This window comes from uncultured Cocleimonas sp. (genome assembly GCF_947495625.1).
In the GTDB taxonomy this organism is placed as follows: domain Bacteria; phylum Pseudomonadota; class Gammaproteobacteria; order Thiotrichales; family Thiotrichaceae; genus Cocleimonas.
In genome coordinates, this window is sequence record NZ_CANLZW010000009.1 from 89,641 (window position 1) to 105,444 (window position 15,804).

13 protein-coding genes and 1 tRNA gene are annotated in these 15,804 nt (G+C 36.5%); 6 read left to right on the top strand and 8 right to left on the bottom strand.

Translation table 11 applies throughout. The features are described from left to right. Nucleotides 1–158: 158 nt before the first annotated feature. Nucleotides 159–2,615, bottom strand: a complete 2,457-nt coding sequence (locus Q1A31_RS07015) for a heavy metal translocating P-type ATPase (RefSeq protein WP_299874315.1) — start codon at nt 2,613–2,615, stop codon at nt 159–161. Between the two features lie 197 nt (nt 2,616–2,812). Next, complete coding sequence (locus Q1A31_RS07020) at nt 2,813–3,451, bottom strand: cation transporter (protein ID WP_299874318.1); 639 nt, start codon at nt 3,449–3,451, stop codon at nt 2,813–2,815. Nucleotides 3,452–3,523: 72 nt separating this feature from the next. Between Q1A31_RS07020 and Q1A31_RS07025 the strand changes: the two genes are divergently transcribed. Continuing rightward, complete coding sequence (locus Q1A31_RS07025) at nt 3,524–3,958, top strand: helix-turn-helix domain-containing protein (RefSeq protein WP_299874321.1); 435 nt, start codon at nt 3,524–3,526, stop codon at nt 3,956–3,958. A 215-nt stretch (nt 3,959–4,173) separates the two neighbouring features. Here Q1A31_RS07025 and Q1A31_RS07030 read toward each other — a convergent pair whose 3' ends face one another. Beyond that, a complete protein-coding gene (locus Q1A31_RS07030; protein WP_299874325.1) occupies nt 4,174–4,941 on the bottom strand; it encodes a DUF4116 domain-containing protein in 768 nt (255 codons plus the stop codon). 441 nt (nt 4,942–5,382) lie between these two features. Beyond that, the gene (locus Q1A31_RS07035; RefSeq protein ID WP_299874328.1) at nt 5,383–6,327 is read right to left on the bottom strand and encodes a DUF1287 domain-containing protein; all 945 of its coding nucleotides are present in this window, start codon (nt 6,325–6,327) and stop codon (nt 5,383–5,385) included. A 469-nt stretch (nt 6,328–6,796) separates the two neighbouring features. Between Q1A31_RS07035 and mobH the strand changes: the two genes are divergently transcribed. Both mobH and Q1A31_RS07045 read left to right on the top strand, forming a co-directional pair. Continuing rightward, nucleotides 6,797–8,563, top strand: a complete 1,767-nt coding sequence (gene mobH, locus Q1A31_RS07040) for a MobH family relaxase (RefSeq protein ID WP_299874331.1) — start codon at nt 6,797–6,799, stop codon at nt 8,561–8,563. A gap of 138 nt (nt 8,564–8,701) precedes the next feature. Further along, entirely contained in the window at nt 8,702–9,643 is a 942-nt protein-coding gene (locus Q1A31_RS07045; protein WP_299874333.1) for a site-specific integrase, read from the top strand. A 149-nt stretch (nt 9,644–9,792) separates the two neighbouring features. On the opposite strand, the gene Q1A31_RS07050 is transcribed toward Q1A31_RS07045, so the two are convergent. Together Q1A31_RS07050 and Q1A31_RS07055 are read right to left on the bottom strand one after the other, a co-directional pair. Then, a tRNA-Lys gene (locus Q1A31_RS07050) sits at nt 9,793–9,868 on the bottom strand. Nucleotides 9,869–9,994: 126 nt separating this feature from the next. Continuing rightward, on the bottom strand, nt 9,995–11,212 hold the full coding sequence (locus Q1A31_RS07055; RefSeq protein WP_299874335.1) for a YeeE/YedE family protein: 1,218 nt from the start codon (nt 11,210–11,212) through the stop codon (nt 9,995–9,997). A 419-nt stretch (nt 11,213–11,631) separates the two neighbouring features. Here Q1A31_RS07055 and Q1A31_RS07065 point away from each other — a divergent pair, with 419 nt between their 5' ends. The 3 genes from Q1A31_RS07065 (at nt 11,632) to Q1A31_RS07075 (ending at nt 13,896) form a co-directional block, all read left to right on the top strand. Continuing rightward, a complete protein-coding gene (locus Q1A31_RS07065) occupies nt 11,632–12,114 on the top strand; it encodes a pilin (protein WP_366942987.1) in 483 nt (160 codons plus the stop codon). A gap of 129 nt (nt 12,115–12,243) precedes the next feature. Beyond that, a complete protein-coding gene (tfpZ, locus tag Q1A31_RS07070; RefSeq protein ID WP_299874338.1) occupies nt 12,244–12,999 on the top strand; it encodes a TfpX/TfpZ family type IV pilin accessory protein in 756 nt (251 codons plus the stop codon). A 126-nt stretch (nt 13,000–13,125) separates the two neighbouring features. Continuing rightward, nucleotides 13,126–13,896: a hypothetical protein gene (locus tag Q1A31_RS07075; RefSeq protein ID WP_299874341.1), complete on the top strand. Its 771-nt coding sequence runs from the start codon at nt 13,126–13,128 to the stop codon at nt 13,894–13,896. Between the two features lie 329 nt (nt 13,897–14,225). Here the strand turns inward: Q1A31_RS07075 and Q1A31_RS07080 are convergent, their stop codons facing one another. After that, the gene (locus Q1A31_RS07080) at nt 14,226–14,957 is read right to left on the bottom strand and encodes a UDP-2,3-diacylglucosamine diphosphatase (RefSeq protein ID WP_299874344.1); all 732 of its coding nucleotides are present in this window, start codon (nt 14,955–14,957) and stop codon (nt 14,226–14,228) included. Nucleotides 14,958–15,017: 60 nt separating this feature from the next. Beyond that, entirely contained in the window at nt 15,018–15,524 is a 507-nt protein-coding gene (locus tag Q1A31_RS07085) for a peptidylprolyl isomerase (RefSeq protein WP_299874419.1), read from the bottom strand. Nucleotides 15,525–15,804 lie beyond the last annotated feature (280 nt).

Here is a 15,804-nt window from a genome sequence, read left to right on the forward strand (position 1 = left end):
ATAATACCCTTCTCCGTCTCAATAATTGCTTTCAGCGGTGGATTGGTGGTTGCGCAACAATATTTCGGCTAGCAAGAGTGTATGGATCAACCGCTGAGCAAATAACAGATGTCATTCGCAGTGCCTTTTAATCACACATGGCTTTCTAGTATTTGGAGTTAATTTTTATATTTGAAATTCAATAGACGCAAAGCATTTCCCACTACCAGTAAAGTTGAGCCTTCATGAATAACAACTGCAATTCCGATACCAGCCCACCCCAAAATAGTTGCTGGCACCAGTATGGCAACAACGCCAAGACTAAACCACAGATTCTGTTTTATGATGCCCTTGGCTTTGCGGCTAAGCTCAATTGCAAATGGCAAGTTATCAAGCTTATCTGCCATCAACGCAATATCAGCAGTTTCCAAAGCAACGTCTGAGCCTGCTGCGCCCATTGCGATACCTACGGTGCTTTTCGCCATCGCAGGAGCATCATTTACTCCATCACCTACCATAGCGACTTTACCTTCTTCTGCTTTAAGTTTGTCTATGGCTGCGACTTTATCTTCTGGTAACAATCCACCCATTGGATCTGTAATGCCAATGCTTTTTGCAACCGCATTGGCGACTTGCTGATTATCACCCGTTAGCATAATCATGCGACGAATACCGATAGCTCTTAGGGCTGTAAGCGTAGCTTTTGATTCCTTACGGGCAACGTCCATCACGGAGATAATTCCTAGAAAGCGATCATTTTGATGCACAATCATTGCGGTATGGCCCTCTTTTTCAAGGCTCTCCATTTGCTGAAGAATTTCATCAGGAATACCTTGTTTTTTTGTTATATCCAACTCGTTAAAGAGACGGCGATTACCAATATGTACTGTTGTCCCTTGATAATCAGCCTTAATACCTCGTGCCATTAGTGCTTGCAAATTTTGTGCATTTGCAATCTTATATTTTTCTCCTAATAACTTTTGCCCACCTTTAACGATAGCGCCTGCTAAAGGGTGATCACTTAAACTTTCGACAGCAATTGCAACACTGAGTAAATCATTTTTGTTAGTGTCACCATAAGGAATGGCATTCGTTAGTTTAGGTTTACCTTCAGTAAGCGTACCCGTTTTATCGAATGCAACGGCACTAAGTGAACCCAAATCTTCTAGCGGTCGCCCGCCTTTGATAAGCACTCCTTGCTTTGCTGCTCTTGCTACACCAGCCAGCACGGCGCTAGGAGTCGAAATTGCCAAAGCACAGGGAGATGCCGCAACCAACACTGCCATTGCTCGATAAAAACTATCCTTGAAAGGTTCATCAATCACCAAAAAAGCAAGTAATAATAAACCGACAAGAATCAAAACAGCTGGCACGAAATAACGTTCAAATTTATCGGTTAATAGCTGAGTCGGTGATTTTTGAGTTTCAGCTTCTTTGACTAGATCGACTAGACGTGAAAGTGTACTGTCCTTGGCTTCTTTAAGCACCTTGACTTCCAGTACAGAGCTACCATTAATGGTTCCAGCAAAAGCTCTGTTTTCTGAGGGTAAATTATCAAGTTTAAAATCAGTTTGAGGATTATCCACAGGCACTTTATCAACTGGTACACTCTCGCCTGTAATTGGTGCTTGATTAACCGCACTACTGCCTGAAACAATCACTCCATCTGCGGCTATTTTGGTGTTTGGCTTGATTATTATAATATCTCCAACTCTTAGCTCCCCGATGGGTATTTCTGTATGCTTGGAGTCTCTTTTAATAAGTGCCGTTGGTGGCGCCAAATCAGATAACGCTGCAATGGATTTCCTCGCTTTATTCATTGCATAGGCTTCTAGTGCATGCCCTAAACTAAACAGGAATAATAATAATGCTCCCTCTTCCCATTTACCTAGCGCAGCAGCACCTGCGGCAGCAACCAACATCAAAAAATCTATTTCGAAATTACCTTTTCGAATTGTCTCAATTGCTTCTAGTAAGGTGAAGTAACCACCCAGAATAAACGCACCAATAAATAGAGAAGTTGGCAGCCATGCAGGCATGCCAGTGAAGAAAGATAAAATAAGACCTGTTAACCAAAAAACACCACTTCCAATGGCAAAATAGAGCTCGGTATTTTCACCTAAAATACCACCATGCTCATGATTATGGGCATCATCTTTACCATGTTGATCATGATTATGTCCGTCATCCGCTTCATGAGCCTCATTAAAGGTTAGGCCCATTTCATTTATCGCTTGGTAAACTTGTTGTTTATTTATTTGTTCTGTATCCCATTCAAGACGAATAATTCCCGTAGCTGCAGTAATCGCTTCTAATATACCGGGGATTTGCTGCAGTGATTGTTCAATAGTCCGGGCGTGTCGTTGATGACGAATACCTTTTACTTCCAGTAAAAGATGCTGAAATCTATTAGTTAGCTCTGCACCGCTAAGCTCAGCAATGTTCTTTACTTGTTCTAGTGAAATGATTTCAGGAGCATAATGTATACATAATTCAGAAGGATCGCCCTCTTTGACATGAACTTTTTCGATGCCACTTTTATCTTGTAACAGTTTATTAAGACGATCTACACACTGGTCTTTTTCATTCTCTATCTCTGGTAAAAGAACGGGAATTTCTATTAGTAGTTTACTCATGTTTTAAAATCCACACGGGGAGTTATAAATATTAGCTTTAGAATGTAATGACCTTATGTAAATCCTAATAAGAGATGGACACTTTTACTTAGTATTACACTTTTTCTCATTATTAAAAATTTGACTATCATTTTTTTATTTATGTTGTTATTCATGCTCAACATGCGCAAGCACAAATGTCTTTTTTCGTACTTATGCTAGCTTTTAAGTTCACATTTACTGATTTCTTCAGCTTGGCGTTCAGCTAGTGCTTGAGTTAAAATTTGATATGCCGACGATAAGAATAAACCTGCCATAACTCCCGCCACAATAAGATCAGGCCACACAGTTGCGGTTCCCCATACGCCTAGTGCGGCCAACATAACGGCAACATTACCAATCGCGTCATTTCTAGAGCACAGCCATACTGAGCGCACATTTGCATCACCGTCTTTGTACTTCACCAGAATTAACACGCTAGCCAGATTGGCAACCAAAGCTAAAAAGCCGATTACACCCATAATTTCGGCAGTCGGTACTTCTGCATAAAACACGCGGTAGAGAGTTGATCCAAATACCCACAGTCCCACCAACAATAGACTGATGCCTTTAAACAGAGCTGCATTAGTCCGCGCTTGAATAGACGCACCAATTACTGCCAGTGAGATACCATAAGTTAATGCATCACCCAAAAAGTCTAATGCATCAGCTTGCAATGCTTGCGACTGCGCTAAACGACCAGCACCCATTTCTACAAAAAACATGATTGCGTTAATCGCAATAACAATCCAGAGCCGACGTTTATAATCGTCAGATACTCCATCAAACTTGGCATCGTGCCCACAACATCCAGACATAATTTAACCTCTTTTACTTGTGTGAGACGTTAGTATAATATCTACAGTCACTAGAGCTTCAAGGAGTATTTTATGTTTTCTATCGGTTCTCTCTCTCAAAAAACTGGCGTAAAAGTAACGACTATTCGGTATTACGAACAAATTGGCTTGATTGATCCAGCGATCAGAACCGAAGGTAATCAAAGGCGTTACAGCGAATCCGAATTAGAGCGACTGGGTTTTATCCGACATGCAAGAGAACTAGGATTTTCGATCGAAGCAATTGGTAAATTGATTGAGCTTAATCAACTTCCAGATAAGGTATGCGCTGAAGCAAATACAATTGCCTATAAACAACTGGTCGAGACTCAAGCCAAAATTGCTAGCTTAAAACGACTTGAGACAGAGTTATTAAGAATTACTAAACACTGTAAAGGTGATGGCCAAATAAGTGATTGCTATGTATTGAGTTCGCTTGGAGATCATGGGAAGTGTATATCCAATCATGGTGCTGATGAATCTAATTGATACAAAATCTTAACAAATAAATGGATAAACTCAGATAAAAAAGACACCCCCCACCTTTTTGGTTGTTTTTTATCATTAGCCAAGTAATAAGGATGAGATAAAAAGAGATCTATATGACTGTCACTCAACTCGACTTGGGGGTCAATGCGTAGAATTTTTGAGAACTTAAAAAAATCTACTTGTAACAATTCAATACAGAATGATCACTTAAATATTCATCTGAGGCTTAGAATATCTTGATCTTTCTTCAAAGTATCATTTAAATATTCAAAGGTCTTTGGCTCAACCTTCAACGCAGCTATAACAAACTCTTTGTCGTTCTTTAAAGAATCATCTGCATATTGAAAAGCATGCTCATTAGTTACCATTCCGATTAAAATTAGCTCTCTATCTTTTTTAAAGCTGTCACCTACATATTTTAATGCATGCCCATTTACTCTCACGACATCCAAAATAAAAGCTCTATCTTTTTTTAAAGACTCATCTGCAAATTCTAAGGCATATACAGAACCTGATGTTGCTGTTAAAACAATTTCTTTATCATTTTTCAAAGTCTCATCTGCAAACTTAATTGAAATTGGTTCATTTTTAACACTTTCTAATAATATTTCTCTGTCTTTCTTTAATGACTTGTCTATATATTTGTAGCCATTACCTCCATTATTAATTATGGAAGCTAAAACAAAATCTCTATCTTTTTTAAAATTATCATTAACAAAATTAAAATAATATCCGTTATCTTTCACTGCTTCTAAAGCAATTTCTTTATCATTCCTAAAAATATCACTTACAAACTCAAATACACTACTTTTACTTCTGACAGCAGCCAAAACAAAGTCTCTATCGTTTTTTAAAGAATTATCTAAAGACATAAAGCTTTTAGGCTCTTCATTTACTGACGCTAATGCATCATCACGATTATTTGCAATTGCAAGAGATGTTGATGTAACCAGTAACAATATTAGAAATATTTTTTTGAACATTGAGAATCCTTTTGTTTCATAAATCATTATAGGTAAATATTGTTTGATTTTAGATACAAACTTTATTAAAAATAATTAATGTTAAAATTGAAACTTGATGGTGATAAATATAATTCATAGACGTATGTAAATTTTTAATCATTTTTCATATCAAGAACCTATTCATTTGTTTGTTCTGAATAACAAACAAATACCCATTGACTTGATGTGGTCAAGGTATCTAGTACAAACCAGTTAAGCCTTTTTAGGCTTTTCTCAAAATCATTAGCCAGAGATTCTCGTTGATTTAAATTTGCACCCTCATACGATCAATAATTACAGTCATTGAATTCACTCTGTATTTTATTCAAAGCGCTGTTTTACTACACGCGAAAAGAAATAGACTTAAGAATAATACCGCGGGGTCAACATTGTTCAGTCATGGACAGTTGGCATCAGACTCTATCTAAAACTTGAAACACGAGCTGGCTGAGTAACCTTTCGTTGAACAGCCGGCGTACTGGCAGCTAATAAAATCGCAGCCTGATTTAATTGCTCAACAGTCATCGAATTATTTCTCTGCGGCGTATACTTGTTTGAAACCATATACCTGTTTTGTGGAGTATTTCCAATGTGGGCTGGCGTATAACGGTAATGACCAGTAATTGGAAATCTAAATAAGATGTCCTCTATTTGAGGACCATGAGCGATATTGTGCACAATCATATATCTATTAGGATCAGCCTTAGTACGTCTATTAACAACTACACCAATGTGGGGTAAATCGACCCCAACCATCCAAGTTACTATATCGCCCGGTTTATAGTCGCGTGAGTTGCGGGTGATCGGCAAAGCCGCCCCATTACGCTGGAAGAAATTTCGTAAATTATAAACACGGCGATGATCTATATTAGTATCAGGTTTAGATAATCCCCATTTTGCTGGGTTTGGATAAGTATTGAATGCCCTGCTAATATCCTGATGAACCAGTGATTGTAAATCGATTCCTAACTTACGATACGATCGAATAACAACGTCTGTACAAACTCCTATATTTGGAGGTACATCTCCCCATGGATATCCTATTTTTATATATTTACCATCGTATCGAACATTGTGGCGTAATCGTCCTAAAGCAGCGTTAGAGAGCTTTCCAGCAAAAGAATTATTATTAATCCCTGGTTGTAAATAACGTGGTTTTTGAACACGATTTTGAATACGTTTAGCTGGAGTACGCTTTTCAAACACAACAGGAACGACCTTAATTTCCTCTTTGGTTGCAGTTTTAACCGTTGAGGATTTTGGTGTTTGCAAAGAAGCATTGCTTTGACTTTTTGTTCCACTACAGCCCGTGATACTTGCTGATACAAATAGAACAGATACCAATATTGAAAATTTATTTAACATCGAAGTGTCCCCTACTTCTCATTATAGTTATGCGTCCAATTTTAAGCATTAAACGCTGAGCGTACGCTTAACCAATACGTACATTTTTTATTAATTAGAACCTCTTAGCTAGTTAATTTATTATATCTGCGGATGTGTTTAGCAAAATCACCTCTATTTAATAAGTAATTCTCATTTATTTCAAATACATATTTATTAATACCATCGAGTTCTTTGACCAAAATTGTATTTGTTCTATATAGCATTTTTCTTTATTACAAATAGTATTAATTCATTTGGGGTTAGACTCTAAATCGTCTACTTTTTTGGTTACTCTAAGACCACTCAAATCACATTTTTAATGTTTGATGGCTAGGAAAATCTTGCAATACGAATTAAATGTATTTGTCCTTGTTACAATTACGTTTGGGGGAAAGCCTGAACTGAAATTATTATGTAGCGACTCTAAGTTCATATATAAGGAAACATAATGTTTTCATTTCTAAAAAAAACACCACCGATCAAAGAAAGAATAAATGGAATATATGCGCTATCGGCTAATAAATTATTAGCTCCTTATCAACACCTGATAACACAAATAGAGCAGAACACTGGGGTCCCTCAAGAGCATTGGAAGCTAAATTATTTAGATTTCATATTTAACTTTTCATCTAAGGTCCAACTGCTTCCAGCAAGTGAATCCCATCACCATTCTTCTTATGGAGGTTTACTTGAGCATTCATTAGAGACTGGTCTAAACGCACTTAAGTTGAGAAGAGCCAAAATGCTCCCCGTTGGAGCAAATGCAGAAGTTATTGAAAAAGAGAAAGAGCTTTGGAACTATGCAATATTTACTGCTGCTTTACTACATGACGTTGGTAAACCCTTGTCTGATCAAATCATCACAATTGTAAATGAGTCTTCTCCAAGAAAGTTTAATCCCGTGACAGAAATTCTCTCAGATGGTGACGTATACAAGTTAACTTTTAGACGAGGAAGAAAATATAGATCGCATGAAAGCTTACCCCTTTTGTTAGCCAGTAATCTGATTCCAGAAATAGGACTTAATTGGATTACTAGTAACCCCGATATTTTAGATGAATGGGTACTTTGCCTAACCGGTCGGAAGGCAGAAGCTGAATCGATTGGCGAAATTATTACTAAGGCAGATCAGATATCAACTGCACAAAACTTAACGGGTAACACAAATATTTCAACCCCCGCAGCAAAGACAATACCACTTTACAAGCGTTTAGTAACTGCCCTTAAGTACCTTCTCGAATATGATGAGTTACCGCTTAATAGAAAAGGTGCTGCAGGCTGGGTTTTTGAGGATAAGTTATGGTTAGTTAGTAAAAGAGTTATAGACGCTATTAGAATTCACATGCGTGAAGAAGGACAAACAGGAATACCTTCCGATAATGCTCGTATTATGGATGAATTAACCCAACACAATATTATTCAACCAACAGATCATGATCTAGCTATTTGGAAAATGGATGTGTCTGTTGGAAGTTGGAAGAATCAATTTACCTTACTGTGTTTCCCACTGATACATCTTTGGGCTGATCAATCAGCATGGCCGGTATCATCTGAAAAAGTTACTGTTAAACAAATTACAAAACCTACTACAGAACCAAATGAACAATCAGCGGAAACACGAGCTAAACCTAATTTGTCGACGAAACATATGCCTATAGATTCTTATGATTTTGATGATGGTACAGATTTGGAATTACCTCTTCCACCAGGTATAGAGCTGCCAGAGCATGTTCAAGAACTTAAAGCAGAGCCTATCCCTACCATTGATGAAACCCCTTCAACTGAGATAGAAACGGTTCAGTCCATACCTGGCAATCAAGACAATGAAGATGTGAGTAGCCAGGGAAGATTAAGAGGTAGTGATTTTGTAGATTGGTTAAGTAATGGAATTGCTGATGGTTCTATCACTATTAACCAACAACAGGCTATGACTCACACTATTGGTGACAATAAAGACTTAATTCTAGTGAGTCCAAAGATTTTTAGAGTCTATGCCACAAAACGTAATACTGATTACAAAGAGGTTCAGCGTAATTTTCAGTTGTTAGGTCTTCACACTCAAAACGCTGAAAAAAATATATGGCCGTTTAAAACTCTCACAAAAAGAAATAATAAAAGCTCTGGGCGGTTGAATGGAATGTTGATAGAAAATGCCGAAGTTAAACTAAATATTAGACTTCCATCAAAAAACTCACATATTGATTATATAAAGTAATATGTCTGTTGCACTAGATGTTTATAAAACACATATATTCATTTATTTTCATATATAAAAATAATCTATTAAGTTACGGTTTAGTTATACTACAATAATATTGTTCTATCAGGATTCACTTAATTTCAAGGACTAGATATGAACACGATAGAAGCTAGTAACATAGATGTAACCTCAGTACTAACATTTCAGTATATTATTTATAAATACAAATTGGACCGAACTCCTAATGATGAGTCCATGTTAAATTATATAAAAATAAGTGATATTTTTGTAAAAGATACAGGAATTAAAAACCTTCATTTAATCAACAAAGAAATATTAAATAAATGGAAAGAATGCTTGCTGACGAGAGTTTCTCATACGTCATGCAATACATATTTTAGGCATATTAAAGCTCTAGTTAAGTTTGCTTACGATGAAGGATATATTCAAAGTAATCCATTTATTAAATTTCGAAATGTTGCTGTCTACAAAACAAAGTTCAAATGCATTTCTTCATCGGATGTTAATAAACTTATAATTTTTTTAAACGCTTCTGATAACACCTTGCCCCCCACTAGGTTTTGGATTCTCACAATTAAAATGTTTTACTATACTGGCATCCGACTAAGGCAATTCATAGGATTAACCTGGGCAGATATAAATCTTGAAAAAGGGATTATTTCTCTAAAAGCTGAATACAGTAAGACTAAACGAGAGTGGGACGTCCCTATTCATCCAAACTTAATAGATGAATTGAAAGAATTTAAAAATCAAACAATTTGCGCGTGCAAAAAAGATGACATAGAAAAACATCAAGCTTTCAATGTGACTTTGTTTAACCAAAATTATTCTGGTAAAAACATGTCTCGTGAACAGGTATCAGGCTTTTTTCGAAATCTATCTAAAAAATCTGGCATTCAGGTAAGCACCAAAAGGTTCAGACATAGATTAGCCACAGATCTAGCTAATAACAATGAAAACATGAAAGTAGTACAAAAACTGTTAGGGCATGCAAATATTTCAACTACCGCCGGATATATACATGTAAATATAAATGATTTACAGCGCGTATTAAAATCTACAACTACCATTTAGAGTTAGCTGTTTGGCTTTTGTCAGATTATAGTGTAGATTTGATTAGGGATTATTGTTTTACAATAGCACGGAAGATGCTTATTAGAATTGAAAAGCTTAACTTAAGCCTTATATATTAGGCTTGGCAGAAACCAAGCCTAATGAAATAATGGTGGGGCGTGAGCGATTCGAACGCTCGACCAATTGATTAAAAGTCAACTGCTCTACCGACTGAGCTAACGCCCCATATCTAGCGTGTCCTTACTTTAAAGCGTTAAATAGTTTATCGCTCCACTGCAAGAAGGCGGCTAGTATACACTACCGAATTCCGCTTTCAAGCGCTTTTTGAAAGAAGTTTAATTTTTTTTAAAACTATACTTTATCGAGCTTGCGAAAACTATTCGGCAGCAGTTTCATATCTGCTAATCCAGCCACTAAAGCCTTGCCAAAGCTGGCTTCTTCTTCATAAACCATTTTGTAAAATTGAATCTTCATCGTTAATGCGCTACCGAAGACTATTGCAAAAAAAGTTAAAAAAGAACCCATTGCCATTGTAGAAGCACCTGTTACTGCCTGCCCTATAGTACAACCCATTGCTAGAACGCCACCGATACCCATTAACAATCCACCTATAATATGTACGGCAAAGTCCTTCCAACCTGCAAACCACTCGATTCTGAATTTACCTGTCAAAATAGAATAAAGGAAAGCGCCTGCAACAACACCAAAACCAGCAATTAAAGCAAACGTAAATAAAGAAGAAGAAAAACCAGTTTCAACCCATCGCAGAAAATGACCCGCTGGTTGAGAGAATGTAAATGATTGTGCGCCGAGAGCAAAAGGCTTTTCATCCATCATGTCCGCTTCTTCAAGCAATGCCTGACCTAACTCACCTGTTGTCACCCACCAAGCTGCAACAACGACTAAGGCTACTATAAAACCTCCTAGCATATTATCTAGGCTTCCTCTGAAGTCAGTCGATAGAAAAGCCCAGAGAACAAGAAGCCCTCCTATTACAGCCGCAACTATTGTTGTTGTGCTCTCAACCTCCAATCCAGTGAAATGCGCAATAACCGTTCCTAGACCTTGGTTTTCGATATTACTTAAAGACAAGTCTATAAAAGCCGGTTCCATCCACGAAAGAAATGCAGTGTAACTAAAATTAGTGAATATCATTAAATAGGCAGTAATACCCATTGCCAGAAATACAAAGATGGATTTTATGTTTCCCCCACCTAATCTAACCAGGGTTTTATTTCCGCAGCCAGAGCCCAAAGTCATTCCAATACCAAAAATTAATCCGCCTAAAATATGTCTAGGCCAAGCAAAGTTCGCAGTGAGATAAGGTGGGTTAGCTGTGTCATTACTGGATATTAAAGATAAATCAGAGAGCCCAGAGACAGATAAGCCCATCACACCGAGTATGGCTAAGCCTATAGCAAACACCCAGGCACGCATGCGACCAGTATCTCCAATATTAACCATATCAGATACCGCACCCATGGTACAAAAATTGGTTTTAGTGGCAAAGAACCCCAAAACAACCGCCAAACCGAACGCCCACAATAAAAATACCGTAAGAATATCCATACTATCTCCTCCCTGATAAATAAATATTAAGTAATTATATCAAGCTAATAATTCTGTCTTCTATACCGAGGAGTGGATAATTGAAGTGATAAAAGGTCGATAAACTGTCATGACCTGTCAGTTTTAGCGTCTTACCGTCATAAAGTGACACACAAAACTGACAAATGACGGTTATATTGATTTATCTAACCCCCCCAATAAAACCCATTTAAATAATATATTCAATGACTTGCGATGTTTTTTATTTTTTTGGCACGGCAAATGCAATACTACCAGCGAACATATTGTTCAACCTGTTAAGTTCTTGTTAATGCCATATTGCATAAAATAGCAACGGTAAGATAAGACTAACAGTAACAATTAAACTTACTTACATTAATTAATGTATTAATCATAAAAATAAATTTGGAGATTCAAAAATGAAAAAGCAACTACAAAAAGGTTTTACTCTTATCGAATTAATGATCGTTGTAGCGATTATCGGTATCCTAGCTTCTATCGCTCTTCCTGCTTATCAGGACTATACAATCCGCGCAAAAGTATCTGAAGGTTCAATTGCAGCAAGCTCATTGAAAGTTGGCGTTGCTGAAATATTTGCGGATCAAGGCGAAACAGGTATTACAAATTATGCCGCTGAAATATTAGCTGCAGTTACAGCTGGTGAAATTATTACACCAAAAATTACTGATGTAGTAGTTTCTGATGCAGCGGGAACAATGGGACAAATTACGGTTACTATGGGTGGTATAGAGCAATTAAACGGTGTGGATGATTTAGCATATACTCCTACTATTGCGGGACTTGCTATAGGTAATGCTAATGCAACTGGTAGCATCGTTTGGACTTGTAACACTGCTGCAACTACAATTATTGATAAGTATCTTCCAGCTTCTTGTCGTTAATATGGAATAAATCATTAACTTTGATTTAGAAAAGCCCCTCAAATGAGGGGCTTTTTTTATTCAGCGAGAATTAATCTAATCTTGATAGAATACTCAATATGAATTATAAAAATAAAATTGGCATTAGCCATGTTTAGAAATAAAATCAAAGCATCTTTAATCCATCTTGGACTAAGTATTCTATTAGTAGGATTAGTAATTGGTAGTATTTTATTCTTCTTTTTTCCACAACTTTTTATTGGTATTTCAGATTTCAAAGAAATCTCAACAATTCTTATCACAGTTGATCTTATCCTTGGACCCCTACTGACATTTGTTGTATTTCAACCAAATAAAAAATCTCTAATATTTGATTTATCAGTAATCGCGACAATACAGATTGCTGCTCTTGTGTATGGCGGTTATTCTTTATTTCAAGTTCATCCTGTTTATATCACCTTCAATGTCGATCGGTTTACTGTGGTCAGTGCTAAAGATGCGGAACCTGAAAAAGCAAAGTTTGATGAATTCAATGTATCTAAACTAACTTCAGGTAAACTCGCGTTTGCAAAAATGCCCGATGATATTGAAAAACAGAATGAGGTTACATTGACTGCAGCGATGGGCGGAGGCGATCTTGATCAACGCGTTGAATATTATGAGCCTTATAATAATCACGTTGACCAAGTTTTATCAAAGGCTCTTGATCCTGAGATAATTTTTGCAGCAGCAGACTCAGATAAGAAAATACTAAGCTTTCTGGAAAAGCATAAAGATGATGTGGATAACTATGTTTTTCTACCTCTTAATAGTGCTAAAAAAGAAGCTATTATTGTCTTGGATAAAATATCAGCACAACCTGTAGCCACTATTGATACTGACCCTTGGGAGCTATCAAAGAAGTAGTTATTCAATATATATAAAGACTTGAACTTATGCTCTGCCTAAAATACCCCTTTATCTTTTAAGTTTGTAATATACATTCATTCACGATTAAGCTAGATTTCTTGAAAGCCAAAGGAATCAAGTTCAATGAAGATAAAAATAGCACTGCGCAACCTCTATATAAGCCAGGCTATAATTTTTGTATTCCTGATTTTCGCCTATTTTTCATGGTTCCCTCATTCATTTACTCAACTGGGTGGTTTTTATAAAACAGCTTGGATGTTAATTTTTGTCGATCTCGTTTTAGGTCCATTACTTGTTTTTCTGGTTTATAAAGAGAACAAAAAATACTTAAAGTTCGATATTAATGTATTACTTTCAATACAGCTTATTGCTTTTATATTTGGAGCGTATTCCCTGTTTTTAAAACATCCTGCTTATGCAGTTTTTAGTATAGATCGATTTGTTTTGACAAATGTTAGTAATATTTATCCTCGGCCATCTTGGTCTGAGCAATTAAATAGTTATTTCTTTTCCTCACCCAATTTTGTTGTAGCTAATTTACCCAAAGAAATTAAAGAGCATAATGATTTAATGCTCGATGTTGTTTTTAAAGGTCAACCAGATATTGACAGTCGTCCGAAATATTTCACTCCGTTAAATCAGCACGCTAAAACCGTAATGGAAAAAGGTATCAATATTTATCATTTAATTAGCAACAACCAGGCTGAACAAAAACTAAGAATGTTTTCAAAAAAACACAACGGTAATATAGATGATTACGCTTACTTCCCAATGAGTGGCAATAACAAAAAAGATGTAATTTGGGCATTTGATAGAAAGACTGCGAAACCGGTTGGTATTATTGATATAAACCCATGGAAGCTTAAAGTAGCTTTGAACTTAGAAAAAAAATAATCAACTGAGATTTGCATTATTAATAGCTTGACCGAATATTACGAGCTTAATGCTTTTGAAAAATGGGGGTACGGTAAAAGCAAAGAATTGGAGTTCTTTTTGCGAGCTTCTGATTTGTTGTTTGTATTCAAAATACAATAATGAATGCAGGAACATTTAACAAAAAGAAAACGGCTCAACTCATACCTTGCGACTCTCAAATTGCCGTAAATTTCAACATCGTCTTGAAGAGCTTACACTTGGATAAAACAGTTGTGATATAACATCAGTTATTTATCACAAACAAATAGTAGTAAATAAAAACACTAAGAAATTTATTAGGATATTTCCTAATAATTAAGTTCATATTTGTCCTCAAAATACCATTCTAAATAACTCCACTTATCACCCCAGTCGCCTAGAACTATTCTCTTAACTACTTTACCTTGTATTTGAAATTCATGCTCAGCAGGCCGATGCGTATGCCCATGTATTAATAATGTCACCCCCCTACTTATAAGGGCTTTTTCTACAGCTTGCTGATTTACATCTAGTATCTTGTAATCTTTCTGTTTGGTTTTTTCACTGGTTTTACTTCGTATTTCACTGGCTTTTTTATCTCGTTTTTCTGGACTCATTGAGAGATAGATTTTCTGTACTATCCATAAACGAAACAGTTTACGCATGAGCTGATAACCTTTGTCATCAGTACACAATGTATCGCCATGCATTATTAAGGCTGGAGTTCCGTAGAGGTCTATGACGGTTTCATCTGGTAGAAGCTTTCCGCCGATTCGATCCATGAATTTCTGGCCTATCAGGAAGTCTCGATTACCTTGTATAAAGTATATTTTAGTGCCGGAATCAGAGAGTGATCGGAGTTGCTCTATAATCGGCAGATATGGCTTTCCTATGCGTAAGTCGATGATGTCATCGCCTATCCAGAATTCAAACAGATCACCCAGGATATATAAAGCCTCAGCATCACCTCTTATTTTGCCGATGAATTCGTGGAATAATTTATATAGATGAGGTCGAGAAGGATCTAGGTGTAAATCCGATAAGAAATAGGTTTTATTCATTGCGAATAAAAGCAATCACTCCTTGAGCAAAAAAATGCCCAAGGAATGATTAATAGATATTTATTCTACAGTAGCTTTGATAATTGTTACTGCTTCTAATGGTACATCGCCGTGATGACCATGGTTACCGGTTTTTACTGATGCGATTGCATCAATTACATCTTCACCTTCTACGAGCTTACCAAATACTGCGTATCCCCAACCTGCTGGTGATTCGCTTGTGTGGTTAAGGAAATCATTGTCTTTAAGGTTGATAAAGAACTGTGATGTTGCAGAATGCGGATCGTTAGTACGTGCCATTGCGATTGTTCCGCGATCATTCTTAAGGCCGTTATTAGCTTCGTTTTGAATCGGTGTTTTATTACCTTTTTCGCTCATATCAGGATTCATTCCGCCACCCTGAACCATGAAGTTAGGTATTACACGGTGGAAGATTAATCCATCGTAAAAACCATCATTTACATAGTTAACAAAGTTCTCACTTGATTTAGGTGCTTTTTCAGCATCAAGCTCAAGTACCATAGTACCTTTGCTTGTTTCTAATTTAATTTTTGGGTTCGAGGACATTTTCTCTCCAGATTTTTTAGTTTCAACAGTAGGGGTAGTTTTTGAAGATTGCTCTTTAGTTTGCGTATTCGTTTTTTGTTCTGCTGTTTTTTCTGCAACGGTCTCTGCAGCATTACAGCCAGATATTAAAAAGAAGAACGAAAACAATAAAGTAAGTAATTGATTAGGTCTGATAATATTGGTCATTTTTTATACGCCTTTAAGCAATTTCAAAAGCCGAATAATAGCGGAATTAATGTACTTCTGCTACCATTGCCCGCGTTTATTACCCTCCCTAACA